Source organism: Sphingomonas sp. PvP055, from assembly GCF_040546365.1.
Taxonomy (GTDB): Bacteria; Pseudomonadota; Alphaproteobacteria; order Sphingomonadales; family Sphingomonadaceae; genus Sphingomonas; species Sphingomonas echinoides_A.
The window spans coordinates 1,857,544-1,883,762 of the sequence record NZ_JBEPNS010000001.1; the positions used below are offsets into that span (position 1 = coordinate 1,857,544).

The window sequence follows — 26,219 nt, forward strand, 5'->3', positions numbered from 1 at the left end:
CGCCGCCGACTAGAGGCTAGGCGCCCGCTGCCGCGGCCGTCTCCCGCCCGATGTCCGCGCTCATGATCGCGAGGTCGTGGTACACGCCCTCGCGATCCCGCACATGGTCGCGCAGCAGCGCCTCGGCGCGGAACCCCAGGCTTTCGAACAGCATGACCGATCCGATCTGGTCGGGCGTGAGGTTCGCGATGAGTTTGGTCAGCCCGCGCTCCTGCGCGATCACGTAAATCCCTTCGAGGAGATCCCGCCCGACCCCGACCCCGCGGCGCGGCGGCGTGACGAGCAAGCGGACTTCCCCGACGTGTCCGCTCCAGCCGAGCGGGTCGCAGACCAGCGCCGCGGTGCCGACCAATTGGCCGCTCTCTTCCGCGACCAGACCGTCGATATAGCCCTCGTCCATCGCATCGACCCATGCGGCAACGACTCGGGGATGGCGCAGATCGCGTCCCAGGAAAAGCAGGTCGTGCTCCGGCAATTGCTGCGCGAAGGCGATCATCGCAGGCTGATCGGCAGCGGTAAAACGCCGGATGCGGTGGCTCATGTCGATCGTATCCCAGCCGATCCACCGGATGGCCAGTACCGCCCGGTCACCATCGCCCCGCCGGAACCCTTGCAGAAAGACTCCGCAAAGTCACCCGTTCCGTGGCGAAGCTCCGTCCGTCGCCTGTACGGGAACGGGACGTGGCCCGTCCACCGTCGGGTCGAGCAGCGAATCCCCGCCCAGTACGCGGTACAGCGTCACGAGATTGGTCGCCCCGGTCAGCCGCGTCGTGACCAGCGTCCGCTGCGCAGAGTAGAGCGACCGCTGCGCATCGAGGCTTTGCAGGAACGTGTCGATCCCGCCGCGATAGCGCGCGTCCGACAGCCGGTAATTGTCCCCCGCCGCCGCCGACAACGCGACCTGCGCGGCAAGCTGACGATCGATCGTCCCGCGCCGCGCCAGCGCATCGGCGACCTCGCTGAACGCGGTCTGGATCGCCTTCTCATACGTCGCCAGCGCGGCATCGCGTTGGGCACGCGTCTGCGCGACGCCAGCGCGCGCCGCGCCCGCCTGGAAGATCGAATAGGTCGCACTCGGCGACACCGAATAGTTGAACGCGCCCCCCGTGAATAAGCTCGACAGCGACGTGCTGGCGAGACCGGCAAGCGCAGTTAGCGAGATGCGCGGGAACAGCGCCGCTCGCGCCGCGCCGATTTCGGCATTGGTCGCGCGCAATTCATATTCCGCCTGGAGCACGTCAGGCCGACGCAACAGGATTGCCGAGTTGAGCCCGGCGGGTAACTCGGCGACGGTCGGTGCGACTTCCTCGATCGATTTGGGGAGCAGCGCTGCGTCCACCGGGGCACCCACGAGCAGTTGCAGCGCATTGGCGTCCTGCGCGACCAATGTCGTCTGCGTCGCAAGGTCGGACTGCGCGGTCTGCAGCACGATCAGCGCCTGTGCGAGATCGGTGCGCGGGGCGATCCCGCCGTCCAGCCGCGCCTTGGTCAGCGTGACGCTGCGTTGTGCGCTCGACGCGGTCTCCTGGGCGATCCGCAGCAGGCTTTGGTCGGACGCATAGGTCAGCCAGGCCGAGGCGATATCGCCCACCAGCGTCAACCGGGTCGCGCGTGCGGTCGCCTCGGTCGCGAAGTAGCGGTTCTGCGCGGCGGTGGTGAGCGAGCGGATCCGGCCGAACAGATCGATTTCGAACGCGGTAATCCCCGCGTTGAGCGAGAAGCTGCTCCGCGCGCCGGTGATGTTCGTCACGCCGCCAGCGCCGGTGTTGTCGTTACCCACGCCCGTGCCGGTCCCAGTGCCGGTTCCGGGGTTGGTCGTACCGCCCCCGATCCCGCCGCCGTTTCCGGTGCCCGTCCCGGTGTTGGTAATGACCCCGCCCGAGCCATTGTCGCGCCGCTGGAAATTGGCGGTGGTGCCGATCGCGGGGAACAGCTCCGCCCGCTGGATGCGATATTGCGCCCGCGCCGTTTCGATATTGGCCGCCGCGACGCGCAAGTCGCGATTGTTGGTCAACGCCTGCGCGATGATCGCCTGCAACCGCGGATCGCGGAAGATGTCGCGATAGGTGACACTCGGCAAGCTCGCTTCGCTTTGCCGCAGATAGGCATCCCCGGTCGGCCAGCTCGGCGGCACCGGCAGCGCGGGCTGAACATATTTCGGCGCCATCGAACAGGCGGACACCGCGACGAGCGATACGCCGAGCAGGATTTTCCGGATCATGCCGTTGCCTCCGGGCGGTCCGACGCCTTGGGGGCGGGCGGACCATAGGGCTCCGACGCGGTGTCGTCGGGCGTGTCGTGGTGGAAATGCTTGAGCACGTCGCGCGTCCCCCGGCGGACGAGCACGAAGAACAATGGGATGTAGAAGATCGCGAGGATCGTCGCGGTCACCATCCCGCCGATTACCGCCGTGCCGATCGCGATCCGGCTGTTGGCGCCGGCACCCGTCGAGATCGCCAGCGGCAGCACGCCGAAGATGAACGCGAAGCTCGTCATCAGGATCGGGCGCAGTCGGATCCGCGCGGCTTCCAGCGCCGCCTCGATCACGCGCATGCCCGATTTCTCGGCTTGCTCGGCGAACTCGATCATCAGGATCGCGTTCTTCGCGGCGAGCCCCATGGTCGTCAGCAGCCCGATCTGCAGATACACGTCGTTCTGCAACCCACGCAGCGTCACCGCGAACACCGCGCCGACGAGGCCGAGCGGAATGATCAGCAGCACCGCGACCGGGATCGACCAGCTTTCATACAAAGCGGCGAGGCACAGGAACACGACCAGCAGCGAGATGGCGTAGAGGAACGGCGCCTGACCCGAGGACAGGCGCTCCTGATACGACAGGCCAGCCCAGGCGACGCTCGTCCCCGGATATTTCGCGGCGAGTTCGGCCATCCGGTCCATTGCCTGGCCCGAGCTCTGCCCGGGCGCGGCCTGGCCCGAGATTTCGTACGACGACACGCCCGAGAACCGCGCCAGCGTCGGCGGCGCCGTGCTCCACGAGATCGACGAGAAGGCGGAGAAGGGCGCCATCGTCCCCGTGCTGCCGCGCACGAACCATTTCGACAGATCGTCCGGCGACGAGCGATACGGCGCATCGCCCTGCACATAGACGCGCTTCACGCGCCCGCGATCGTTGAAGTCGTTGACGTAACTGCCGCCCCAGGCGGTCGACAGCGTGGAGTTCACGTTGGTCTGCGTCAGCCCGAGTGTGCTCAGTTTCTGCGAATCGAGCGCGACCTTGAGTGTAGGCTGGTCCTCCAGATCGGTCGGGCGAACCGCCGCAAGCGTCGAATCCGCGCGCGCCGCCGCCAGCAACGCATCACGCGCCGCCTTGAACTTCTCGCGCGGCAAACCGCCCGAGTTTTGCAATTCCATCGTAAAGCCGTTCGACTGCCCGAGGCCCCGCACCGCCGACGGAACGGTCGCATAGAATTCGACGTCGCGCAGGCCGCTCAACGCCTTGGTCGCGCGGCTGGTGATCGCATCCGCGCCATTCTCGACGCCCTTGCGGTCCGCCCAGTCCTTCAGCGCGATGAAGCCGCGACCCGCGTTCGACCCGCCACCACCGCCGCCGCCGCCCGCGACCGTCAGATAGCCGCCGACATTCTTGCCTTCCTGCTCGCTGAAATACTTCTCGATCTGAAGCTGCGCGACCCGCGTCTGGTTGAGTGTCGCACCCGGCGCGAGGTTGTACTGGATCTGGGCGATGCCCTGGTCCTCGGTCGGGAGGAACCCGGTCGGCAAGCGGACGAACAGTAACACCAGGATCGCCATCAGCCCGGCGTAGATCAGCAGGAAGATCCACTTGCGATCGACGACCTTCTGCACGCCCTTGCTGTACCGGTCGACGGTGCGGTCGAACCCATTGTTGAACCAGTCCTTGGCGCGTTGGCTCTTGCGGGCGAACCAGCTGTCCTTCTTCTCTTCGTCCTTGCGCTTGAGCAGGGTCGCGGTCAGCGCGGGCGTCAGCACCAGCGCGACCACGACCGACAGCACCATCGCCGAGACGATCGTGATCGAGAACTGGCGGTAGATCACGCCGGTCGACCCGCCGAAGAACGCCATCGGCAGGAACACCGCCGACAGCACCAGCGCGATCGCGATCAGCGCGACGGTAATCTCGTTCATCGACTGGATCGTCGCTTCGCGCGGCGTCATCTCGGGGTTTTCCTCGAGCAGACGCTCGACGTTCTCCACCACGACGATCGCATCGTCGACCAGCAGGCCGATCGCGAGCACCAGCCCGAACAGCGTCAGCGTGTTGATCGAGAAGCCCGCCAGCGCGAAGATCCCGAACGTGCCGAGCAGCACGACCGGCACCGCGATCGTCGGGATCAACGTCGCGCGCCAGTTCTGCAGGAACACGAACATCACGATGACGACGAGGATGATCGCCTCGAACAGCGTCTTCTCGACCTCTTCGACCGACAGCTTGATGAACGCAGTCGAATCCTGCGGGAAGCTGTAGGCGAAGCCGTCGGGGAAGCTCTTGGACGAGCGTTCGATCTCCGCCTTGACGAGTTCGGCGGTGCCGAGCGCGTCGGCACCTGGCGCGAGGCTGACCGCGATGCCCGCGCCCGGATGGCCGTTGACGCGGCTGGTGACCGCGTAGCTTTCCGCGCCCAGCTCGATCCGTCCGACGTCGGACAGATGCACCGCCGACCCGTCGGTCTGCGTCTTGAGCACGATCGCGCGGAACTGCTCGGGCGTCGACAGCCGCGCCTGCGAGGTCACGGTCGCGTCGAGCACCTGCTCGGGCGTGGTGGGCGTGCCCCCGATCTCACCCGCGGCGACTTCGGCGTTCTGCGCCTGGATCGCGGCGGTCACGTCGGACGGCATCAGGCTGTAGCTGGCGAGCTTGTTGGGATCGAGCCAGATCCGCATCGCATATTGCGCGCCGAAGACGTTGATGTCGCCGACGCCCTTGATGCGGCCGATCGTGTCCTGCAGGTTGGAGACGAGATAGTCGGACACGTCCTGGTTTGTCTGGCGGTCGCTGGTGTCGTAGATCGCGGCGATCAGCAGGAAGTCGGGGTTCGACTTGGTAACGGTCAGGCCCTGCTGCTGGACCTGTTGCGGCAAGCGCGAGATCGCCTGCTGGACCTTGTTCTGGACCTGGACCTGCGCGATGTCGGGGTCGGTGCCCTTGGAGAAGGTCGCCGCGATCGTCACCTGTCCGCGCGAGGACGAGCTGGTTGTGAAGTACAGCAGGCCGTCGATGCCGGTCAGCTGCTGCTCGATTACCTGCGCGACCGAATTCTCCAGCGTCTGCGCGTTCGCGCCGGGATAGCTCGCGCGGATGTTGACCTGGGGTGGCGCGATGTCGGGGAACTGTTCGACCGGAAGCGTGTAGATCGCGCCCACGCCGCCGAGCATGATGATGATCGCGATGACCCAGGCGAAGATCGGCCGGTCGATGAAGATCCGCGAGAGCATTGCGCGTCAGTTCTTTTTCTGGTCGGCGGTGGCGTCTTTGCCCGGCTTGCGAATCTGCTGCGGCGCGTTGGCGGGGACCGGTCTGACGGTTTCGTTCGCCTTCACCTTGCCCACGCCCTGCGTGATGATCTTGTCGCCGGGCTCGAGCCCGCTCGTCACCACCCAGTTGGTCCCGACCGTGCGCGATGTCGTCACGGTCTTCTGCACCGCCTTGTTGTTGGGGCCGACGACGAACACGGTCGCATTGCCCTTGGCATCGCGCGCTACCGACTGCTGCGGCACGAGGAACGCGTTGTTGTCGATCGCCTGCGCGAAGCTCGCGCGGACGAACATGCCCGGCAGCAGCAACCCGTTGGGGTTGGGGAAGCGCGCGCGCAGCGTGACGGTCCCGGTCGTCGCATCGACCATCGCTTCCGAGAATTGGACGTCGCCGACCATGCCATAGTCGCTGCCGTCCTCGAGCTTGAGCCGGACATCGGCGCGGCTCGCCGCGGAAGCGCCGCCGCCCGCCAGCGCGCGCCGCAGCCGCAACAGGTCTGCGCTCGCCTGCTGGATGTCGACGAAGATCGGGTCGAGCCGCTGGATCACGGTCAGCGGGTCGGTCTGGCTGGAGGTGACGAGCGCCCCCTCGGTGTAGAGCGAACGCCCGATCTTGCCGGTGATCGGCGCGGGCACCGTGGTGAACTTGAGGTTGATCCGCGCGGTTTCGAGCGCGGCGCGGGTCTGCTGGACCGAGGCGGCGGCCTGCTGCGCGAGCCCCTGCGCGTCGGTATAATCCTGCGCCGCGACCGCCTGCATGTCGGCGAGCGGCTTGTAGCGCTCCGCCTTGGCCTTGGTCGCGGTCGCATTGGCGGCGGCGCTGGCGAGGTTCGCGGCGGCCTGGTTCGCCGATGCCCGGTACAGCCGCGGATCGATCTGGTAGAGCGCCTGGCCCTTCTGGACGATCGACCCTTCGGTAAACAGGCGCTTGGTGATCAGCCCGGTAACCTGCGGGCGGACTTCAGCCATCTGATAGGCAGAGGTGCGGCCAGCCAGCTCGGTGATCGACGGCACGCTCGATTTCTGGATCTCGATATAGCCGACTTCGGGGGGACCTTTGGGTCCGCCGCGTCCGCCCTTCGTTTCCGTCTTCTGCGCACAACCGCCGATGGCCAGCGTCACGATACCAAGTGCGCCGACCGCGCACACCGGAAAAGACCGCAATTTCATTCGGGCCGCTGCTCCGCAGGGAATGCGCCACAGGAGGATACCCTGCGCAATCGTCGTCAAACGTGGCCACATAGGGCTTGTTCCGGAGGGCGAGCAACTGTCTCGGTACGGACCTATCACGGTCCGGCAACGCTAGCGCAATTTTGCGATCGTAAGACCGTCCGCCTTTGCCCGATCCTTGGTCGATTCCTCGCTGCGCTTGAGCGCCTTGGAAATCGCCTTCAACGCCATGCCTTTCTTGGCAAGCGTGTGCAGTTTCTGGATTTCATCCGTCGTCCAGGGCTGGCGATGGCGCTCGAATCGGTCTTCACTCATGTCGACAAGCGGTATCGCATCGCGCGGCGACATACCATTGCCCGATACCGGGGGGACGTTTAGGCGGGGCGCAAAAGGAGACGGATATGATCGCCGAAATGGATTTCGCGCTGGGCGAGACCGCGGACATGATTCGCGACACCACGCAACGCTTCGCCACCGACCGGATCGCGCCGCTGGCCGCCAAGGTCGATGCGGAGGACTGGTTCCCGCAAGCGCTGTGGCCCGAGATGGGCGCACTCGGGCTGCATGGGATCACCGTGGCGGAAGAGGATGGCGGGCTGGGGCTCGGCTATCTCGACCATGTCGTCGCGTGCGAGGAAGTGTCGCGCGCGTCCGCCTCGGTCGGGCTCAGCTACGGCGCGCATTCCAACCTGTGCGTCAACCAGATCGCGCGCTGGGGCAACCCGGAGCAGAAGGCGAAGTATCTCCCCAAGCTGATCTCGGGCGAGCATGTCGGCAGCCTCGCCATGTCCGAGGCGGGGGCAGGGTCCGACGTCATCGGCATGAAGCTCAAGGCGGACAAGGTGCAGGGCGGCTATGTCCTCAACGGCACTAAGTTCTGGATCACCAACGCGGCCTATGCTGATACGTTGGTCGTCTATGCCAAGACCGGCGAGGGATCGCGCGGGATCACCACCTTCCTGATCGAGAAGGACATGCCCGGGTTCGCGATCGGGCAGAAGATCGACAAGATGGGGATGCGCGGCTCGCCGACCGCCGAGCTCGTCTTCACCGATTGCGAAGTGCCCGAAGAGAACGTCATGGGCCCGGTCAACGGCGGCGCGGGCGTGTTGATGTCGGGGCTCGATTATGAGCGCACCGTGCTCGCCGGGATCCAGCTCGGGATCATGCAGGCGTGCCTCGACGTGGTCGTGCCCTATGTCCGCGAGCGGCAGCAGTTCGGCAAGCCGATCGGCGCGTTCCAGCTGATGCAGGGGAAGATCGCCGACATGTACGTCGCGCTCAACTCGGCGCGGGCCTATGTCTATGCGGTCGCGCGGTCGTGCGATGCGGGCAAGACCACGCGGTTCGATGCGGCGGGCGCGATCCTGCTCGCGAGCGAGAATGCGGTGCGCGTCGCGAACGAGGCGGTGCAGGCGCTGGGTGGCGCAGGCTACACCAAGGACTGGCCGGTCGAGCGCTATTATCGCGACGCCAAGCTGCTCGACATCGGGGCGGGGACCAACGAGATCCGCCGCATGCTGATCGGCCGCGAACTGATCGGCCACGACGCCCCCAAGGCGCAGTGACGCGCTGATGGCGACGTACGGGCTAGTGTCGCACCCGGACACGCCGCCCGCGGCGGTCCGGGGCGTGACGGTCGACGTCCGCGCGGACGCCGGAGGGCTGCAGCTGGAGTTCTCCGTCGCGGGCAAGGATGCGGTCCGGATCCCCGATCCGACGCCCGCCACCCGCGCCGACGGCCTGTGGAAGACCACCTGCTGCGAATTGTTCCTCGCCCCTGCCGGGTCGGACGCCTATTTCGAGTTCAACTATGCGCCGTCGACGCAATGGGCGGCATATCGGTTCGACTCCTACCGAACCGGCGGATGCGACCTCGCGCTGTCGTTCGAACCGCAGGTCGTTGGCGGGACATCCGCGGCCGACGCGTTGGTCACGGTTAGTCAGATCCTGTCCGATCTTCCGCCGGGCCCGCTGCAAATAAACCTCTCCGCCGTGATCGAAGAAACCAACGGCACCAAATCCTATTGGGCGCTCGCACATGCACCCGGCCCGCCCGATTTCCACAACCGGGATTGCTTTATCGCGACCCTCCCGGCACCAACCGGCGCATGAACTTCGGTATCGATCGCCTGCTCGCCGACCCCGCCTTGCGCAAGCCGCTCGAGGGGAAGCGCATCGCGCTGCTCGCACATCCCGCCTCGGTCACCGCAGACCTGACCCATTCGGTCGATGCGCTGGTCGCGGTCGGGTTGAACGTCACCGCGATGTTCGGCCCGCAGCACGGCGTGCGCGGTGACCTGCAGGACAATATGATGGAGTCGCCTGACTTCACCGATCCGACCTACGGGATGCCCGTCTTCAGCCTGTACGGCGAAGTCCGGCGGCCGACCGCTGCGTCGATGGACCTGTTCGACGTGATGCTGGTCGACCTGCAGGATCTCGGCACGCGGATCTACACCTTCATCACGACGCTGCGCTACGTGCTTGAAGCCGCCGCCGAGCACCGCAAGGCGGTATGGGTGCTCGATCGCCCCAATCCGGTCGGTCGGCCGGTCGAGGGGCTCACCCTGCTGCCGGGGTGGGAGAGTTTCGTCGGGGCAGGGCCGATGCCGATGCGCCACGGGCTGACGATGGGCGAACTCGGCGACTGGTTCGTCGACCTGCTCAAGCTCGACGTCGACTATCAGGTCGTCGAAATGGAAGGCTGGCACCCCGATGCCGCGCCCGGCTTCGGCTGGCCGACCGAGCGGACCTGGATCAACCCGAGCCCCAATGCGCCCAACGTAATGATGGCGCGCGCCTATCCCGGCACCGTCATGCTCGAGGGAACGTCGCTATCGGAGGGACGCGGGACGACGCGCCCGCTCGAACTGTTCGGCGCGCCCGACATTTCCGCCCCCGCCGTGATCGCGGAAATGCAGCGGCTCGCGCCCGAATGGCTCGCGGGGTGCCGCTTGCGGGAGATCTGGTTCGAACCGACCTTCCACAAGCACGTTCACCAATTGTGCAACGGGGTGCACATCCACGCCGAAGGCCCGTATTACAATCACGACGCCTTCAAGCCATGGCGAGTCCAGGCGCTGGCGTTCAAAGTGATCCGGCAGTTGTATCCCGATTACCCTTTGTGGCGTGACTTCCCGTACGAATATGCATTCGGCAAGTTGCCGATCGACGTCATCAACGGTGGTCCCGGCTTGCGCACTTGGGTCGACGACGGAGAAGCGACGCCGGGCGATCTCGATGCGATGAGCGCAGGCGATGAAACACTATGGTCGCAACAGCGCAAAGCATTGCTGCGATACTAAGCAATTCCCCGTATGTGCTATGTAATACTCCATTGGTCGTAATTCAGTAACCATTCACGGATACGGTCCTGTTTGACGATGGCGCACAGCAGAATCATCGTACAAGTAATTGTCAGGTGATTCGCGGCGGCTGGGGGGTTGTCGGATCGCCATGGAGGGTGGATCACGTGGAATCGGACCGTCTTTTTTACCAGCGTCGTGTTACGGCAGAACGTCTTGCCGCAGCCCGCGCGATTACCGTTGAAGCGCGCGACCGTCGTTTGGTCCTCGTCCAATCGTATTTGGCAAAGCTGCAGGCACTGTCTGCCGACTTGACGGCCGCCTGACCTAACGCTTGCGGGTCAGTTCGCGCATCGCCGCGTCCAGTCCGGCGAGCGTTAGGGGATACATCCGGTCGGACATCAACTCGCGGATGATTCGCACGCTCTGCGAATAGCCCCATTGCTGTTCGGGGATCGGATTCAGCCAGACGGCGGCAGGGTATGTCGTCGTCAGGCGATGCATCCACGTCCCCCCCGATTCTTCGTTGAAATGCTCGACCGATCCACCCGGATGGCTGATTTCATACGGGCTCATCGACGCGTCTCCGACGAACACCAGTTTGTAATCATGGCCGAACTTGTGGAGCACGTCCCACACCGGGGTCCGCTCTGCGAAACGACGGGTATTGTCTTTCCACACGCCTTCGTACGGACAGTTGTGGAAGTAGAAGAACTCCAGGTTCTTGAACTCGGTCGTGGCGGCGGAGAACAGTTCCTCGCACAGCTTGACCCACGGGTCCATCGATCCACCGACGTCGAGAAACAGCAACAGCTTAACCGCGTTGCGACGTTCGGCGCGCATCACGACGTCGAGCCAGCCTTGCCGCGCCGTGCCAGCAATCGTCGCGTCGATGTCCAGTTCGTCGGCGGCGCCTTCGCGCGCGAACTTGCGCAGGCGGCGAAGCGCGACCTTGATGTTGCGCGTGCCGAGCTCGCGCGTGTTGTCCAGGTTGCGGAACGCGCGCTGGTCCCACACCTTCAGGGCGCGTTTGTGCGTGCTCTCGCCGCCGATGCGAACGCCTTCTGGATTATAGCCGCTGTTACCGTAGGGCGAGGTGCCGCCGGTCCCGACCCATTTGTTCCCGCCCTGATGGCGCCCCTGCTGTTCCTCGAGCCGCTTCTTGAGCGTCTCCATGATCTCGTCCCACGACCCGAGCGACTCGATCGCGGCCATTTCCTCGGGGCTGAGATATTTCTCGGCGACCGCGCGCAGCCAGTCCGCCGGGATCTCCGCGCTGGTCTCGCCGAAGGTGGTGGCGATCCCCTTGAACACCTTGGCGAACACCTGATCGAACCGATCGAGCAGGCCCTCGTCCTTCACGTACACCGCGCGCGACAGATAATAGAACGCCTCCGGGGTGCGATCGATCACCTCGGCGTCGAGTGCCTCGAGCAACAGCAGATGCTCCTTCAAACTGGCGGGGATGCCTGCGCTGCGCAGCTCGTCGAGGAAGGTGAGGAACATGCCGTCATGCTAGGGCCGGCGCTCGTACAGTGTCCAGTGGGTTCCGGAGAGACCCTGCGCGGTGGCGCTCGCGATCGGGCGATAGCGGACGCCACAGCGGATCGGCGCGAGCGGAACGCTTTCCCCGGCGAAGTAATGGGCGAACAGGAAGCGGGCAGGGCGGCACCCGGACATTACGAACGCGATCGGGTAATGCCGGCGCGCGGCGGCGACTCGCAGGATCGCCAGGCCGCTTGCGGGATCGAGCAGGACCGTCGCGCCGCCCGGTGCTCTGGCGCGCAGCGCGGCGATCGCGCGATCGGGGTCACCGCGTTGGTTGCGGATCAGCGCGGCATCCTGCCACAGCCCGCCCGACAGCATCGCGGCAAGCACCGCCAGCGCCGCGCCGCGCCGCCACCCACCGCGTGCGACGGCGATGCCAAGCGTTTCCGCCATCAGCAGCAGCAGCGCGACGGCGGTGAGCATGTAGTAGCGCGGATAGCCGGTATTGCCGATCTGAAGCAGGACGAGCATCGCCGGGAACGCCACGATCGCAAGGCTGTAAAAGCCGACATGCCGTGCACCCGCCCGCCGCGCTACGGCGACGAGAATGAGGACCGGCACGATCGCCCACGCCGACAGCGGCGCCCATCCGACGGTATAGCCGACGACATCGGTAAGCGCTCGGACGAACAGGCTCCTCTGGAACGGGATGTAGCTGCCGATCTGAAATCCGGCGGGGCTTGCCAGCGCCGCAACCGCGACGAGCCCAAGCACGGCCGCCAGGACCAGCAACGGTGCCGCAAACAGCGCCAGCGTCCGGCGCGCGGCGATCCCGGCCCCATGGCGCTGCGCCAGCGTGACGAACGTCCACCCGACCAGCGCGACGCACCCGAACACCATCGTCAGCTGCGACAGCGCCCCAAGCAAAAAGCAGAGGCCCAGCCGAAAGGCCGTCCTGTCCCCATGCTCCTCCACCAACCAGCGGTCGACGAGCAGGATCGCGGTAAGCAGCGCGAGCGTCATCCCCGCATATCCGCGCGCTTCGGACCCCATCGTCACGAGGATCGGCGTAACCGCAAACAGCGCGGCGGCGATCACCGCCACGCCACGGTTGCGCGGACGGACAATCTCGGCGGCAACTATGATGCCGATCGTCCCGGTGACGATCGAAAGCGCGCGCTGCACGACGGGCGCCGCCGCCTCGCCGACCGCGAGCAGCCAGAGCGACGTGAGGTGATGATTGTTGTCGTGATTGATGCTCAGCAGCACACCCAGCGGCGTCCCCGCTTGCCGCGCGAATTCCGCCGACCACGCTTCGTCGAGCCACAGCCCGCCCTGCGCGGCCGCTATCCGCAGCAGCAGGCCCACTGCCACGATCGCCACGATGAAGAAGGAATAGTGCCGGTCGACCAAGTGGAACCCCTGTTGGGCCCCGGGGTAGCGACTGCGTCTTACGCGACCGTTAAGGATGTCAGTGCGCGTAGGAGTCGATCAACGCGCCCACGTAATCCGGGCTGCGCCCGGTCAGCTCGGTATCGGCGCGTGCGCTCGCCCCGGTGGTCGTGCGGGTGCCATAGATGAAGCCGTAGGTCGGAAACACCGATCCCCCGAGCCCCGCATTGTCGCGGAACCACACCTTGACCTTGCTCCAGTCGTTGTCTGGCGAAACGTCGGTCAGCGTCACGTCCTGTTCGGCATGCCCGCGTTCGCCGTTCATCCGCGACCAATTGGCGTGCGTCACCATCGCCACGCGCGAATCCACCACCCGGCTGATCACCGCGACATGCCCGAGCGGCAATCGGCTGGTGCGCGCGAAGACGAGCACCGCACCGGGTTGCGGGCGTTCGCCGCGGCGGTATCGTCCGTCCGCCTGGTCCCACCAGGTCCACGCATCGCCGAACAGCTGAATCCCCGAAGCGGCGCGCGCAAACGGCACGCATTGGCCGATATAGTCGAGCAAAGAGGCGGCATTCGCGGGTAAAGCGGTGGCGATCAGCGCCATTCCCGCAACAATCGGTAGCGTTTTGCGCATCTCGTATCCCAACGGACACCCCCGAGCGTCCCGTAGCGGCAAGACCGTAACGACTCGTTACCGCAAACCCGGGGCTGTTGGCAATTCCAGCGCGCGGTCAGCCCTTGTTCTGCTGCCGCTTGGCCATGAAGGCGAGCCGTTCGAACAACATGACGTCCTGTTCGTTCTTGAGCAGCGCCCCGTGGAGCGGCGGGATCGCCTTAGTAGGATCGCGATTCTGGAGCACGTCGAGCGGCATGTCCTCATGCAACAGTAGCTTCAGCCAATCGAGCAACTCACTCGTACTTGGCTTCTTTTTCAGCCCCGGCACGTCGCGCACGTCGTAGAAGATGTCCATCGCGCGGTTGACCAGGATCTTCTGGATCCCCGGAAAATGGACGTCGACGATCGCCTGCATCGTCTCGCGGTCGGGGAATTTGATATAGTGGAAAAAGCACCGCCGTAGAAACGCGTCGGGCAGTTCCTTCTCGTTGTTCGACGTGATGATGACGATCGGCCGCTCGATCGCCCGAACGGTTTCGCGCGTTTCGTAAACGTGGAATTCCATCCGATCGAGTTCCTGCAACAGATCGTTGGGAAATTCGATGTCCGCCTTGTCGATCTCGTCGATCAGCAGAACCGGCGGCTTGGGCCGCGTGAACGCTTCCCACAACTTGCCGCGCCGGATGTAATTGCCGATGTCGTGGACGCGTTCGTCGCCCAACTGGCCGTCGCGCAGCCGCGCCACCGCATCATATTCGTACAGCCCTTGCTGTGCCTTGGTGGTCGACTTGATGTTCCATTCGATCAGCTCTGCGTCGAGCGCCTTGGCGATTTCATAGGCCAGCACGGTCTTTCCGGTCCCAGGCTCGCCCTTGACAAGTAACGGGCGACGAAGCGTCACCGCGGCGTTGACCGCGACTTTCAGATCGGCGGTTGCGACATAGCCTTGCGTGCCTTCGAAACGCTTCATCGCGATCGGTCCCGTCCGTTTGAATTCCGGGTACGGCGATAGAGGCAAAGGCGGGTCGAGTGCAAGCCGCTACGCGTGATCGCGTGCGGCGGCGCGCGCCTCGAGCAGGTCGAGCAAACCGCGATGCTGGGCGAACGCCTGTTGTGCCCCGAACCGGATCGCGCGTTGCGCTGCTGCCGGGACTTCCGGCGCTGCATAGGCTGCGATGACGGCGGTAGTGTCTGGCAGCGCGTTGACGGGAATCTCGACACCGAGCCGATCCGCCGCCGTGTCAAAAATCTGGCGGAAACTCGTCCAGTCCGTCAACAGCGCAATTGCCGCACCAGCCGAGCAGCCGACCCGGTCGGACGTCGCGAGCATATTGAACGCGTGGCGCAGCGCCGCAAAGGCACTGTCGCTGGCCGCTTGGCCCGGTGTGGAGGGCAGGGGCCCGACCGCCGCGGTGACCGCAGCAAGATAGGCACGCTCGCCTGCGAACGCGATGGCGGCGTCCTCCATCCAATGCTGCGCGACGCCGGGAACGGGATGCAGCGCAGCAGCCCTGAAATTGCCCGTGGTGCCGCCGTGAACCGCGCAAATACAATGAATTGCATCTGCGATATCGCGGCCCCACGCGGCAACGTCGCTCAATTGCGCGAGAAGGGGATGGCTGGCGCTTCCGTCTGCCGCTGCAAGCACTGCGAAGCCGCTTGGTTCGAGATCGCGTCGGGGCGTGTTGGGCGATCGGCTCGGCATGGTTCGTACGCGTCCTCATGCCGGCTACACGTGGGCAGATCACGCTGGCTACGGCACCATTGATCCCAAGGACTACGCCAAATACCGTAAAGACTTTGTTTAAGGCCTTTCGTGCGCATCCAATAATAATGCCAGGTTACCTGTACAGCCGGTTTTTCGAGCCTGTTTCGAAAGGATCGTTCTTGCAGAATACTCTACAAGTGTTTGCCCGAGAAAGACTTTACACCGGTGCAATCACGAACCGCCGTGTAGTCGAAAACGTCCTGACGAAGCCGGAAACGTTTGCATGTCTTTGCGCGAACCCTGTCATGTCCTTGTATCCGGGCAAACAAGATCGTCGGTTTCTGTATTGCCGATCGAACTTGGGTCGATCGCGGGGTCGTTTCGACCGATCAGCGCGATCCCGTAGCGTTGCGGAACGATTAGCCATCGGATCGTGCGTCCGGCCCGGGCCGCGGATGGCAGGACGAGCATGGCCTCGGTCCCGGACGCCAGCACGTTCCGGATGGCATCGTGCAGCATTGCCCGGTTGGCTTCCGGAGTGATCGTCTCCAGCAGCGCGCCGGGCTCCACGATCCTGCCGAAATGGGTACGTGCGGTCCTGCTGGTCTCGGTGACGACCGCCTTGGAGTTGGCGCCGATCACCAGATCCGAAATGGCATCCAGCACCTCGACGGCCGCAATCGCCCCGACCGAGGCCGTTTCCGCTGCCTTGGCCACCAGCGCATTCCAGTGATCGCACGAGGCCAGCATCAGGCGGGGGCGCCCATGCTGCAGGATCGCGACGGGCGACTTGGCGGCGCGCTGGCCCCACAGGCCAAAATGCCGCACCAAAATGGAGGAAGTGACGCACGAATCGCCGGATCGCGGCATCGACGCGTCGGCGAAGAACGGTGGTGTGACAATCATCGCCAAGTAGATCGCGCGATCGGGGCGAGGACGCCACGGGTTCGCGCCAAAACGGATGTGATTATGAAAACGGCGATGGTGGGGGGTGCCCACCATCGCCGTATCGACGTCCCTACAGGCACCGCGCCTTACTGGTCGAGGAACGACCGCATCTTGCGGCTGCGGCTCGGGTGTTTGAGCTTGCGCAGCGCCTTCGCTTCGATCTGGCGAATACGCTCGCGGGTGACCGAGAACTGCTGGCCGACTTCCTCGAGCGTGTGATCGGTGTTCATGCCAATGCCGAAGCGCATCCGCAACACGCGTTCCTCGCGCGGGGTGAGGCTCGCCAGAACCCGCGTGACGGTTTCCTTGAGGTTCGCCTGAATCGCGGCATCCACCGGGATGATCGCATTTTTGTCCTCGATGAAATCGCCGAGGTGGCTGTCCTCCTCGTCGCCGATCGGCGTTTCGAGCGAAATCGGCTCCTTGGCGATCTTCATCACCTTGCGGACCTTCTCGAGCGGCATCGACAGACGCTCGGCCATTTCCTCGGGCGTGGGCTCGCGGCCCTGCTCGTGGAGGAACTGGCGGCTGGTGCGGACCAGCTTGTTGATCGTCTCGATCATGTGGACCGGGATACGGATCGTCCGCGCCTGATCCGCGATCGAACGCGTGATCGCCTGACGGATCCACCAGGTCGCATAGGTCGAGAACTTGTAACCGCGGCGATACTCGAACTTGTCGACCGCCTTCATCAGGCCGATGTTGCCCTCCTGGATGAGATCCAGGAACTGCAGGCCACGGTTGGTGTATTTCTTCGCGATCGAGATGACGAGCCGCAGGTTCGCCTCGACCATTTCCTTCTTGGCGATCCGCGCCTCGCGCTCGCCCTTCTGGACCATGTTGACGATCCGGCGGAACTCGCCGAGCGCCATGCCGGTCGCCTGGCTGATCTCGCTGATTTCGACGCGGATGCGATCGACGGCCTCGCCTTCGTTGGTGACGAACGCGGTCCACTTCTTGTCGAGCTTCGCGACGCTGGGCAGGAACTGCTCGTCCAGTTCATGGCCGATATAGCGGTCGAGGAAGTCCTTGCGCGGCACCTTGTGGCGCTCGGCGAGGCGCAGCATCTGGCCGCCCAGCGCAGTCAGGCGCCGGTTGAAGGCGTAGAGCTGGTCGACCAGATACTCGATCTTCGCGTTGTGGAACTGGACGCTCTCGACTTCCGCCGTGAGTTCCTCGCGAAGCTTGTGATACTTCTTCTCGTCGCTGCTCGAAAGTTCGCCGCCGCCCGCCATAGCGTCGAGGCGGGCCTGCTGGATCTTGCTGAACTTCTTGTAAAGCGCGGTAATGCTGGCGAAGCGTTCGAGCGCGATCGGCTTGAGCTGCTCTTCCATCTGCGCGAGGCTGAGGGTGTTGTCCTCTTCCTCGTCGTCTGAAGCGCGCGGCGTGCGGCGCTCGCCGTCCTCGTCGTCGTCGACCGACGGTTCCTCGGGCTCGGCTTCTTCCTTGAACGAAGGCCCTGCGTTCTTTTCGGAAATCTCGCCGTCGCCATCCTCGGCTTCGGCCATCGCTTCGGGGGCGGGATCCTTAGACAGCATCGCGTCGAGATCCATGATCTCGCGCAGCTGCATCGTGCCTTCGTTGAGCGCGGTCGACCAGTCGATGATCGCGTTGAAGGTGATCGGCGATTCGCACAGGCCCAGGATCATCGTGTCGCGACCGGCTTCGATCCGCTTGGCGATGGCGATCTCGCCCTCACGGCTGAGCAGTTCGACCGCGCCCATCTCGCGCAGGTACATACGGACGGGATCGTCGGTACGATCGACGATTTCCTTCTTCTTGACGTCGAGCGCCGGGCCGGCGTCCTCGGACGCGTCTACCGGCTCCGCATCATCGTCGTCCTCGGCCTTGGCGGGCTCGTCGCCGTCCTCGCCTTGCTCGTCATTCTCGACGATGTTGATGCCCATCTCGCTGAGCGCGGCGCTGATATCCTCGATCTGGTCGGAAGACATCTCACCCTGCGGCAGTGCTTCGTTGAGCTGCTCATAGGTGATGTACCCGCGCTTCTTGGCGCGCGCGATCACCTTCTTGATCGAAGCGTCGTTCAAATCGATCAGCGGTGCATCGCTCGACTCAGTCGTATCCGCAACGTCCGCCATATCCGTCTTCGCCATCAACTGCCCTCGGTCATAAAGCTTCTTGCGTCTTCGTTCGACTGCACCAGATTTGCAAGTCGCGCGTCGAGCGTCTGTTTTTCCTTCACCAACGCCACTTGGCGGGCAAAGGCCTCATCCGAATAGTCCGACTGCATGGCAGCGGTTGCCTCAGCCAGCGCGGCGTCGACTTCGGGTCGCGCCACCAGGATCGCGATAGCCTCGTCGAGGTCTTCACGCGCCCGGGCCGGCTCGGCATCCTTCTGCGTGAACGAACACGACAAACGGTCGGGTCGCAGCAGATCATGTGCGATACTGTCAAATCCGGATGAAGCCAATATGGTGAGCAACCGGTCACTATCAAGCACATGGTCTTCTACCGCGAGATCAACCACCGCCTCGAACAATCGCCCGAGCGCATCGTCGGCAAGTTTCAGGCTTCCCAGCACCTCCATATGCCGTGCGATTTCCGCTGGATGGCGGATCAACCCGGCCAGCACCGCCTTGGCGAGGATCGGGTCGATTCCGCGCGTGCGTACCGATTTGACACCATCCCCGACGGGAAGATGCGGCGCTTTATACGGTTTGCCGGGCTTGCCGCGTTGGAATGGCTGGAACGGCGCGCGCGGTTCGAAGACCTTGCGCTGAGGGCGGAACGCCTCGTCGAAGCGGGTGCGGAACTCGGCCTGATATTCGTGTGCGACGTTGCTGTCGGCGATCGTCTTGGCGAGTTCCGCGAGCCGCGCCTTGAGGCCGGCCTTCTGCTCGGGCGTGTCGAGTGGCTCGGCGGCGAGCTCGCTTTTCCACAGCCGGTCGACCAGCGGCTCGGTCTGCTGGAGCAACGCCTCGAACGCGCCAGGCCCCTTGGCGCGGACGAGATCGTCGGGATCCTGGCCCGCGGGCAGGGTGACGAAGGCGAGGCTTCGACCCGGCTGGAGCAGCGGCAGCGCACGGTGTGCGGCACGCAAAGCCGCCTTCTGCCCGGCGCTGTCGCCGTCGAAGCACAGGATCGGCACTTCGCACAGCCGCCATAGCCGCTCGAGCTGCGGCTCGGTCAGCGCGGTGCCGAGCGGGGCGACCGCCTCGCCGAACCCCGCCTGCGCGAGCGCGATGACGTCCATATACCCTTCGACCACCAGCACGCGCCCCGTCTTGCGCGAGGCAGGCGCGGCGCGATCGAGATTGTAGAGCGTACGGCCCTTGTCGAACAAAGGGGTCTCGGGGGAATTGAGGTATTTGGGCTCGCCGTCGCCGATAATCCGCCCGCCGAACGCAATGGTGCGCCCGCGCGGATCGCGGATCGGGATCATCAGGCGACCGCGGAAGCGATCGTACGGGACCTTGTCGTCGACCTTGATCAGCAACCCGGCCTCGATCAGCAGCGGGTCGCCATAGTCCTTGAGCGCGGTCTTGAGGCCGCCGCGCGAATCGGGGGAGAAGCCGAGACCGAAGGTGCGCGCGGTTTCGGGCTTGATCCCGCGTTTGGCGAGAACCCCGCGCGCGGTGGCGCCCGCCAGCCCATCGAGCTGCTCGGTGAACCAGGTCGCGGCGTCGGCGCAGGCTTCGTGGAGGCCCTTGGCGGCCTCGGCCTTTTCAGCCGCGCGCGGATCCATCGCGGGGAGCTCCATGCCGGCGGTTTGCGCGAGTTCCTTGACCGCATCCATGAACGGCAAGCCCCGTTGGTCGGTCATCCAGCGGATCGCATCGCCATGCGCCGAGCAGCCGAAGCAATGGTAGAAGCCCTTGTCGTCGTTGACGTAGAAGCTCGGGGTCTTCTCATTGTGGAACGGGCAGCACGCGCGCCACTCGCGCCCCGCCTTCTGGAGCTTGGTGGTCTTGCCGATCAGGCCGGACAGCAGCGTGCGGCTGCGGAGTTCATCGAGGAATTGCGGGGAAAGGGTCATGCGTCTGCGGTCCCCGTAGGGAGATCCGCTAGCCCCAAATCCTCCCCTCCCGCCTGCGGGAGGGGGTAGGGGGTGGGCGCGCGCTCTCCACAAAGCGCAGCGTCAGCAATCATTTCCAATACGCCCGTCATGTTCGAAGTCAGATCGTTGTTCCGAAACCGGAGGACGCGATATCCAGCGCGTTCGATCGCGCTGGTTCGCGCGGCATCATACGCCACGGCATCGCTATGCTGGCTGCCGTCAAGCTCCACCGCCAATGTATGCTCGCGACACGCGAAATCCACGATGTAGCCAGCAATCAGCATCTGCCGGGTGAATTTGAGGCCGACGAGGCGACGGCCTTTCAACTGCCGCCAGAGAAGTTGCTCGTGCAGCGTGGCCTCGTTGCGGAGCGATTTCGCCGCCGCAGTCGGTCGGCCTGGTTTGAACCGCGCGCCCACCCCTCGGTCCCCTCCCGCGAGCGGGAGGGGAGGAAGAAGGGGCGCGCCCTCGCCCATTACGCCAGCGCAGCCTTCACCGCAGCGCTTGCCTTGCTCATGTCGATCTCGCTCGCATGCCGTGCCTTGAGCTCCGCCATCACGCGGCCCATGTCCTTCATGCCCGTAGCGCCAAGCTCCGCCTTGATCGCCTCGATCGCCGCCGCGGTCTGCGTCTCGTCCAACTGTGCGGGCAGGAATTGCTCGATCACCGCGATTTCCGCGCTCTCGGCATCGGCCAGTTCCTGGCGTCCGCCCTTCACGTACATCTCGATCGACTCGCGGCGCTGCTTGATCATCTTCTGCAGCACCTCGACCACGAGCACATTGTCGTCGTCCGGTGCCTTGCCCTCGCGCGATTGCGGCGCGCGCGCCTCGATGTCGCGATTCTTGATCGAGGACTGCACCAGCCGGAGGGTCGCGGTGCCAGCCTTGTCGCCGCCCTTCATCGCGGTGATCAATGCAGCCTTGATGTCGTCTCGAATCATGTGTCGTCCTTTTGCTGGGGCAGGAGGGTAGCGGGTTTATCCGATTGACGCACTGCCCATCCCCCTCTAGCTCCCGGCGCTTAGCGACATCGAAACGAAAAACGGAGTGCCCGCCGCAATGGCCGACGCCAATCCCATGACTGTGCCCGACGGAGCTACCGGCGTTTTGGTGCTATCCACCGGCGAATGCGTGTGGGGCAGGGGCTTCGGCGCGGAAGGTGCCGCGGTCGGCGAAGTCTGCTTCCACACCGCGATGACCGGTTACCAGGAAATCATGACCGACCCGAGCTTTGCGGGCCAGATGATCACCTTCACCTTCCCGCATATCGGCAACGTCGGCGCGAACGCCGACGACGTCGAGGCGAACGATCCGCACGCCTTGGGCATGATCGTGCGCGAGGACGTGACCGAACCGAGCAATTTCCGCAGCACCGAGCGACTCGATGCGTGGATGGCCAAGCACGGGCGAATCGGCCTGTCGGGCGTCGACACGCGCGCGTTGACGCGCCGGATCCGTAACGGCGGCGCGCCCAACGGCGTGATCGCGCATGCGCCCGACGGCGTGTTCGACGTCGCCAAACTGCTTGAGATGGCGCGCGCATGGCCGGGGCTCGAAGGCATGGACCTCGCGCTCGGGGTGAGCACCGAGATGCATTATGGCTGGGATGGCGGCGTGTGGAAGCTCGGCGCAGGCTACGACACTTCTTCCCCCCTCCCCTTCAGGGGAGGGGCCGGGGGTGGGGCCGTGCAGCCAACCGACCCCGTGACTTCACTGGACAGCCCCACCCCAAACCCCTCCCCTGAAGGGGATGGGCTTAAGAAGACGCGCCCCCACGTCGTCGCGGTCGATTACGGCTCGAAGCGCAACATCTTCCGCAACCTCGTCGCCGCCGGCGCGGACGTCTCGGTCGTCCCCGCGCAGGCAAGCTTCGAAGACATCATGGCGCTCGCGCCCGACGGCATTTTCCTGTCGAACGGCCCGGGCGACCCCGCCGCGACCGGCGAATACGCCGTGCCCGTGATCCAGCAACTGCTCGACACCGGCAAGCCGCTGTTCGGCATCTGCCTCGGTCACCAGCTCCTCGCGCTCGCAGTCGGCGCGAGCACGACCAAGATGTTCCAGGGCCACCGCGGCGCCAACCACCCGGTCCAGCGCCTCAGTGACGGCGCGGTCGAGATCACCTCGATGAACCACGGCTTTGCGGTCGAGCGCGCCACCCTGCCGGCCACCGCGCGCGAAACGCACGTCTCGCTGTTCGACGGCTCCAACGCCGGCATCGAACTCACCGACCGCTCCGCGTTCAGCGTGCAATATCACCCCGAAGCGAGCCCCGGCCCGCAGGACAGCCTGTATCTGTTCGAGAAATTCGTCTCATCCCTGAAAGCACCGGCATGATGAACCTCCCAGAAGTCCCGCCCGCCCGGCTCGAAGAAGAGTGGGCCGCCGACAAGGACGTGCTCGCAAGTCTCGAGGAAAGCGGCGACATCGCGCATCTCATCCGCCCGGTCGACGTCAGCTTCCGCGGTGAGGACGCCGCGCTCGACAAGCTCGAAGCCGACGCCGAACAACTCGGCTTCGAAGTGATCGAGCGCGAAGAGGATGAAGAGGGCGAAATGTGCCTGTTCCTCGGCTGCGAGCAAGCCGCCGATGAAGCCTCGATTCGAGCGCTGACGCGCAAGTGTGTCCAAATCGAAATGGCGTACGGCGTCGAATATGACGGCTGGGGCTGTACGTCGGAAGACGGCAGCGACGAAGAAGACACCGAAGAAACCGGACAAGCACACTAATGCCAAAACGTACCGACATCTCCTCGATCCTCGTCGTCGGCGCGGGGCCGATCGTCATCGGGCAGGCGTGCGAGTTCGATTATTCGGGCACGCAGGCGATCAAGGCGCTCAAGGAAGATGGCTATCGCATCATCCTGGTGAATTCGAACCCCGCCACGATCATGACCGATCCCGAGCTGGCGGACGCGACCTATGTCGAGCCGATCACGCCCGAGATCGTCGCCAAAATCATCGAAAAGGAGCGTCCCGACGCGATCCTGCCGACGATGGGCGGGCAGACCGCACTCAACACCGCGCTCGCCTTGTTCAACGACGGCACGCTCGAGAAGTACGGCGTCGAGATGATCGGCGCGGATGCCGAGGCGATCGACAAGGCCGAGGACCGGATGAAGTTCCGCGACGCGATGACCAAGATCGGTCTCGAAAGCGCGCGCTCGGGCATCGCACACAGCCTCACCGAAGCGTTCGAAGTACTTGAACGGACTGGACTTCCGTCGATCATCCGGCCGAGCTTCACGATGGGCGGCACCGGCGGCGGGATCGCGTACAACCGCGAGGAATTCGAGACGATCGTCCGCTCGGGGCTCGACGCCTCGCCGACGACCGAAGTGCTGATCGAGGAATCGCTGATCGGCTGGAAGGAATATGAGATGGAAGTCGTACGCGACCGCGCCGACAATGCCATCATCATCTGCTCGATCGAGAATATCGATCCGATGGGCGTCCACACGGGCGATTCGATCACCGTCGCGCCCGCGCTGACGCTGACCGACAAGGAATATCAGATCATGCGCAACGCAAGCATCGCTTGCCTGCGCGAAATCGGTGTCGAAACAGGCGGTTCCAACGTCCAGTTCGCGGTCAATCCGAAGGATGGCCGCCTGATCGTGATCGAGATGAACCCGCGCGTGTCGCGCTCCTCGGCGCTCGCGTCGAAGGCGACCGGCTTCCCGATCGCCAAGGTCGCCGCCAAGCTGGCGGTCGGCTATACGCTCGACGAGATCATGAACGACATCACCGGCGCGACGCCGGCATCGTTCGAGCCAACGATCGATTACGTCGTCACAAAGATCCCGCGTTTCGCGTTCGAGAAGTTCAAGGGCGCCGAAGCCGTGCTGTCGACCGCGATGAAGTCGGTCGGTGAAGTCATGGCGATCGGCCGCAACATCCACGAGAGCCTGCAGAAGGCGCTCCGCGGGCTCGAGACCGGGCTGTCGGGGTTCAACATGATCGACCGCCTAGAAGGCGCGCCGCGCGCCGAGATCGAGGCCGCGCTCGCGATCGCAACGCCGGACCGGTTGCTCGTCGCAGCGCAGGCGCTGCGCGAGGGCTTCACCGTCGCCGAGGTGCATGCGCTGGCGAAGTTCGACCCGTGGTTCATCGAACGCATCGCCGAGATCGTCGCAGCCGAGGAGCAGATCTGCGGCAACGGCCTGCCGATCGAAGCGGCGGGGATGCGGCGTCTGAAGTCGATGGGATTCAGTGACAAGCGTCTCGCCTATCTCGCGCTGAAATCAGCGAACCTTCGCGGTAATGCACGTGGCATCGCGCGCGGGTCGGGGCTGGTCCACGATGCGATCGTCGCGATGACCGGCGGCGTGACCGAGGCCGAAGTCCGCGCTTTGCGGCACCGCCTCGGCGTACGTCCGGTGTTCAAGCGGATCGACACCTGCGCCGCCGAATTCGACGCCAAGACGCCGTACATGTACTCGACCTACGAAGCCCCGAGCTTCGGCGAGCCCGAGTGCGAGAGCCAGCCGACCGACCGGCGCAAGATCGTCATCCTCGGTGGCGGGCCGAACCGGATCGGGCAGGGGATCGAGTTCGATTATTGCTGCTGCCATGCGTGCTTCGCGCTCGCGGATGCGGGCTATGAGACGATCATGGTCAACTGCAACCCGGAGACGGTGTCGACCGACTATGACACCTCCGACCGCCTGTACTTCGAGCCGCTGACCGCAGAGGACGTGCTCGAAATCCTCCATGTCGAGCAGCAGAACGGCACCCTCGTGGGCGTTATCGTCCAGTTCGGCGGGCAGACGCCGCTCAACCTCGCGCAGGCGCTCCAGGACGCAGGCATCCCGATCCTCGGCACCTCGCCCGACGCGATCGATCTGGCGGAGGACCGCGAGCGGTTCGCCGCGCTCATCAACAAGCTCGGCTTGCTCCAGCCCGCCAACGGCATCGCGCGCAGCCGTGACGAGGCGATCGCGGTCGCCGAGCGGATCGGCTACCCCGTGCTGATGCGCCCGAGCTATGTGCTCGGCGGGCGCGCGATGGAGATCGTCGACGGGCCGCTCCAGCTCGACGACTATATCCAGACCGCGGTCCAGGTGTCGGGGGATTCGCCCGTACTGATCGACCAGTATCTGCGCGATGCGATCGAGGTCGATGTCGACGCCATCTCGGATGGCACCGATGTCGTCGTCGCGGGCGTGCTCCAGCATATCGAGGAAGCCGGGGTCCATTCGGGCGACAGCGCCTGCTCGATCCCGCCGTACAGCCTGACGCCCGCGATCATCGAAGAGATCGAGAAGCAGACCGCCGCGCTCGCCAAGGCGTTGTCGGTGGTCGGCCTCATGAACATCCAGTTCGCGGTCAAGGGCGGGCAGGTGTATCTCATCGAGGTCAACCCGCGCGCCAGCCGCACCGTGCCGTTCGTCGCCAAGGCGATCGGCGCACCGATCGCCAAGATCGCCGCACGCGTAATGGCGGGGGAGAAGCTCGCCAACCTGCCGCTGATCGATCGCCACATCGATTATTATGCGGTCAAGGAAGCAGTCTTCCCGTTCAACCGCTTCCCCGGCGTCGATCCGGTGCTGTCGCCCGAAATGAAGAGCACGGGCGAGGTGATGGGGATCGACCCCGACTTCACGCTCGCCTTCGCCAAGTCGCAGCTCGGGGCGGGGACGATCCTGCCGAAGGCGGGCGCGGTGTTCGTCAGCGTCAAGGATACCGACAAGCCGGTGATCCTGCCGGGCGTCCGGGCGCTGGCGGAGCATGGCTTCACGATCGTCGCGACCGGGGGCACCGCGGATTACCTCGCGGGGCAGGGCGTCGCGGTCGAGCGCGTCAACAAGGTCGCACAGGGCCGGCCGCATATCGTCGACCGGATCAAGGACGGCGGGATCGCGCTGATCTTCAACACGACGGAAGGGTGGCAGAGCCTCAAGGACTCGCAGCCGATCCGTGCGTCCGCGCTCCAGTTGAAGATTCCCTACTTCACCACGGCACCCGCGAGCGTCGAGGCGGCACAGGCAATCGTCGCGCTTTCGACACGCAGCCTTGAAGTGCGACCGTTACAATCCTATTATTCCTCTTCGCACCATTGATCCCGACATATTGAAACAGTGCGGGCGGGC

General features: G+C 64.9%; 21 protein-coding genes. 6 read left to right on the forward strand and 15 right to left on the reverse strand.

Features of this window, described 5'->3' with window-relative positions:
- Positions 1–16: 16 nt before the first annotated feature.
- From ABIC16_RS08980 to ABIC16_RS09000, 5 genes are all read right to left on the reverse strand, one after another.
- Positions 17–541, reverse strand: a complete 525-nt coding sequence (locus ABIC16_RS08980) for a GNAT family N-acetyltransferase (RefSeq protein ID WP_354290813.1) — start codon at positions 539–541, stop codon at positions 17–19.
- A 90-nt stretch (positions 542–631) separates the two neighbouring features.
- On the reverse strand, positions 632–2,221 hold the full coding sequence (locus ABIC16_RS08985) for an efflux transporter outer membrane subunit (RefSeq protein ID WP_354290814.1): 1,590 nt from the start codon (positions 2,219–2,221) through the stop codon (positions 632–634).
- Positions 2,218–5,433 carry an efflux RND transporter permease subunit gene (locus tag ABIC16_RS08990; protein ID WP_354290815.1) on the reverse strand — a complete coding sequence of 1,072 codons (3,216 nt, stop codon included), beginning with the start codon at positions 5,431–5,433 and terminating at the stop codon, positions 2,218–2,220. The genes ABIC16_RS08985 and ABIC16_RS08990 overlap by 4 nt, the downstream gene beginning before the upstream one ends.
- A gap of 6 nt (positions 5,434–5,439) precedes the next feature.
- Entirely contained in the window at positions 5,440–6,642 is a 1,203-nt protein-coding gene (locus ABIC16_RS08995) for an efflux RND transporter periplasmic adaptor subunit (RefSeq protein WP_431358428.1), read from the reverse strand.
- Between the two features lie 132 nt (positions 6,643–6,774).
- Positions 6,775–6,957: a hypothetical protein gene (locus ABIC16_RS09000; protein WP_277970908.1), complete on the reverse strand. Its 183-nt coding sequence runs from the start codon at positions 6,955–6,957 to the stop codon at positions 6,775–6,777.
- Between the two features lie 86 nt (positions 6,958–7,043).
- On the opposite strand from ABIC16_RS09000, the gene ABIC16_RS09005 reads away from it, so the two are divergent.
- Genes ABIC16_RS09005 through ABIC16_RS09015 form a run of 3 tightly spaced genes read left to right on the forward strand, consistent with a single transcriptional unit; the run spans position 7,044 to position 9,950 of the window.
- Positions 7,044–8,210, forward strand: a complete 1,167-nt coding sequence (locus ABIC16_RS09005; protein WP_354290816.1) for an isovaleryl-CoA dehydrogenase — start codon at positions 7,044–7,046, stop codon at positions 8,208–8,210.
- A 7-nt stretch (positions 8,211–8,217) separates the two neighbouring features.
- Complete coding sequence (locus tag ABIC16_RS09010) at positions 8,218–8,757, forward strand: DOMON-like domain-containing protein (RefSeq protein WP_354290817.1); 540 nt, start codon at positions 8,218–8,220, stop codon at positions 8,755–8,757.
- Positions 8,754–9,950: an exo-beta-N-acetylmuramidase NamZ family protein gene (locus ABIC16_RS09015; protein WP_354290818.1), complete on the forward strand. Its 1,197-nt coding sequence runs from the start codon at positions 8,754–8,756 to the stop codon at positions 9,948–9,950. Before ABIC16_RS09010 ends, ABIC16_RS09015 begins: the two co-directional genes overlap by 4 nt.
- A gap of 327 nt (positions 9,951–10,277) precedes the next feature.
- On the opposite strand, the gene ABIC16_RS09020 is transcribed toward ABIC16_RS09015, so the two are convergent.
- The 10 genes from ABIC16_RS09020 to ABIC16_RS09065 all read right to left on the reverse strand — a co-directional run bounded on the left by ABIC16_RS09020 (position 10,278) and on the right by ABIC16_RS09065 (position 21,069).
- Positions 10,278–11,456, reverse strand: a complete 1,179-nt coding sequence (locus ABIC16_RS09020) for a vWA domain-containing protein (RefSeq protein ID WP_354290819.1) — start codon at positions 11,454–11,456, stop codon at positions 10,278–10,280.
- Positions 11,457–11,465: 9 nt separating this feature from the next.
- On the reverse strand, positions 11,466–12,851 hold the full coding sequence (locus ABIC16_RS09025) for a glycosyltransferase family protein (RefSeq protein ID WP_354290820.1): 1,386 nt from the start codon (positions 12,849–12,851) through the stop codon (positions 11,466–11,468).
- Positions 12,852–12,909: 58 nt separating this feature from the next.
- Positions 12,910–13,470 carry a CHAP domain-containing protein gene (locus tag ABIC16_RS09030; protein WP_354290821.1) on the reverse strand — a complete coding sequence of 187 codons (561 nt, stop codon included), beginning with the start codon at positions 13,468–13,470 and terminating at the stop codon, positions 12,910–12,912.
- Positions 13,471–13,567: 97 nt separating this feature from the next.
- Positions 13,568–14,422, reverse strand: a complete 855-nt coding sequence (locus ABIC16_RS09035; RefSeq protein ID WP_277970893.1) for an AAA family ATPase — start codon at positions 14,420–14,422, stop codon at positions 13,568–13,570.
- A gap of 69 nt (positions 14,423–14,491) precedes the next feature.
- Positions 14,492–15,157: a DUF6975 family protein gene (locus ABIC16_RS09040; protein ID WP_354290822.1), complete on the reverse strand. Its 666-nt coding sequence runs from the start codon at positions 15,155–15,157 to the stop codon at positions 14,492–14,494.
- 306 nt (positions 15,158–15,463) lie between these two features.
- Entirely contained in the window at positions 15,464–16,072 is a 609-nt protein-coding gene (locus ABIC16_RS09045) for a hypothetical protein (RefSeq protein WP_354290823.1), read from the reverse strand.
- Positions 16,073–16,194: 122 nt separating this feature from the next.
- Positions 16,195–18,222, reverse strand: coding sequence for an RNA polymerase sigma factor RpoD (rpoD, locus tag ABIC16_RS09050; protein WP_354290824.1), 2,028 nt, complete (start codon positions 18,220–18,222; stop codon positions 16,195–16,197).
- Positions 18,222–20,105, reverse strand: a complete 1,884-nt coding sequence (gene dnaG / locus ABIC16_RS09055) for a DNA primase (protein WP_354290825.1) — start codon at positions 20,103–20,105, stop codon at positions 18,222–18,224. The genes rpoD and dnaG overlap by 1 nt, the downstream gene beginning before the upstream one ends.
- Positions 20,102–20,545 (reverse strand): endonuclease domain-containing protein, encoded by a 444-nt coding sequence (locus ABIC16_RS09060; protein WP_354290826.1) that lies wholly within the window; start codon positions 20,543–20,545, stop codon positions 20,102–20,104. Before ABIC16_RS09060 ends, dnaG begins: the two co-directional genes overlap by 4 nt.
- A 56-nt stretch (positions 20,546–20,601) precedes the next feature.
- Positions 20,602–21,069 carry a GatB/YqeY domain-containing protein gene (locus ABIC16_RS09065; protein WP_354290827.1) on the reverse strand — a complete coding sequence of 156 codons (468 nt, stop codon included), beginning with the start codon at positions 21,067–21,069 and terminating at the stop codon, positions 20,602–20,604.
- 118 nt (positions 21,070–21,187) lie between these two features.
- Between ABIC16_RS09065 and carA the strand changes: the two genes are divergently transcribed.
- Genes carA through carB form a run of 3 tightly spaced genes read left to right on the forward strand, consistent with a single transcriptional unit; the run spans position 21,188 to position 26,189 of the window.
- Positions 21,188–22,465: a glutamine-hydrolyzing carbamoyl-phosphate synthase small subunit gene (gene carA / locus ABIC16_RS09070; RefSeq protein WP_354290828.1), complete on the forward strand. Its 1,278-nt coding sequence runs from the start codon at positions 21,188–21,190 to the stop codon at positions 22,463–22,465.
- The gene (locus ABIC16_RS09075; protein WP_354292292.1) at positions 22,465–22,857 is read left to right on the forward strand and encodes a ribonuclease E inhibitor RraB; all 393 of its coding nucleotides are present in this window, start codon (positions 22,465–22,467) and stop codon (positions 22,855–22,857) included. Before carA ends, ABIC16_RS09075 begins: the two co-directional genes overlap by 1 nt.
- Positions 22,857–26,189, forward strand: a complete 3,333-nt coding sequence (carB, locus tag ABIC16_RS09080; RefSeq protein ID WP_354290829.1) for a carbamoyl-phosphate synthase large subunit — start codon at positions 22,857–22,859, stop codon at positions 26,187–26,189. Before ABIC16_RS09075 ends, carB begins: the two co-directional genes overlap by 1 nt.
- The last annotated feature ends 30 nt before the right edge of the window (positions 26,190–26,219 follow it).

Excerpts from the sequence above, each read along its gene's own strand:
- ABIC16_RS09015 (WP_354290818.1), top strand. The coding sequence starts at position 8,754 with ATGAACTTCGGTATCGATCGCCTGCTCGCCGACCCCGCCTTGCGCAAG.
- ABIC16_RS09020 (WP_354290819.1), bottom strand. The coding sequence starts at position 11,456 with ATGTTCCTCACCTTCCTCGACGAGCTGCGCAGCGCAGGCATCCCCGCC.
- ABIC16_RS09040 (WP_354290822.1), bottom strand. The coding sequence starts at position 15,157 with ATGCCGAGCCGATCGCCCAACACGCCCCGACGCGATCTCGAACCAAGC.
- dnaG (WP_354290825.1), bottom strand. The coding sequence starts at position 20,105 with ATGACCCTTTCCCCGCAATTCCTCGATGAACTCCGCAGCCGCACGCTG.
- rpoD (WP_354290824.1), bottom strand. The coding sequence starts at position 18,222 with ATGGCGAAGACGGATATGGCGGACGTTGCGGATACGACTGAGTCGAGC.
- ABIC16_RS08985 (WP_354290814.1), bottom strand. The coding sequence starts at position 2,221 with ATGATCCGGAAAATCCTGCTCGGCGTATCGCTCGTCGCGGTGTCCGCC.
- ABIC16_RS09005 (WP_354290816.1), top strand. The coding sequence starts at position 7,044 with ATGATCGCCGAAATGGATTTCGCGCTGGGCGAGACCGCGGACATGATT.
- carB (WP_354290829.1), top strand. The coding sequence starts at position 22,857 with ATGCCAAAACGTACCGACATCTCCTCGATCCTCGTCGTCGGCGCGGGG.
- ABIC16_RS09075 (WP_354292292.1), top strand. The coding sequence starts at position 22,465 with ATGAACCTCCCAGAAGTCCCGCCCGCCCGGCTCGAAGAAGAGTGGGCC.
- ABIC16_RS09010 (WP_354290817.1), top strand. The coding sequence starts at position 8,218 with ATGGCGACGTACGGGCTAGTGTCGCACCCGGACACGCCGCCCGCGGCG.
- ABIC16_RS09030 (WP_354290821.1), bottom strand. The coding sequence starts at position 13,470 with ATGCGCAAAACGCTACCGATTGTTGCGGGAATGGCGCTGATCGCCACC.
- carA (WP_354290828.1), top strand. The coding sequence starts at position 21,188 with ATGGCCGACGCCAATCCCATGACTGTGCCCGACGGAGCTACCGGCGTT.
- ABIC16_RS08995 (WP_431358428.1), bottom strand. The coding sequence starts at position 6,642 with ATGAAATTGCGGTCTTTTCCGGTGTGCGCGGTCGGCGCACTTGGTATC.
- ABIC16_RS09000 (WP_277970908.1), bottom strand. The coding sequence starts at position 6,957 with ATGAGTGAAGACCGATTCGAGCGCCATCGCCAGCCCTGGACGACGGAT.
- ABIC16_RS08990 (WP_354290815.1), bottom strand. The coding sequence starts at position 5,433 with ATGCTCTCGCGGATCTTCATCGACCGGCCGATCTTCGCCTGGGTCATC.
- ABIC16_RS09035 (WP_277970893.1), bottom strand. The coding sequence starts at position 14,422 with ATGAAGCGTTTCGAAGGCACGCAAGGCTATGTCGCAACCGCCGATCTG.
- ABIC16_RS08980 (WP_354290813.1), bottom strand. The coding sequence starts at position 541 with ATGAGCCACCGCATCCGGCGTTTTACCGCTGCCGATCAGCCTGCGATG.
- ABIC16_RS09065 (WP_354290827.1), bottom strand. The coding sequence starts at position 21,069 with ATGATTCGAGACGACATCAAGGCTGCATTGATCACCGCGATGAAGGGC.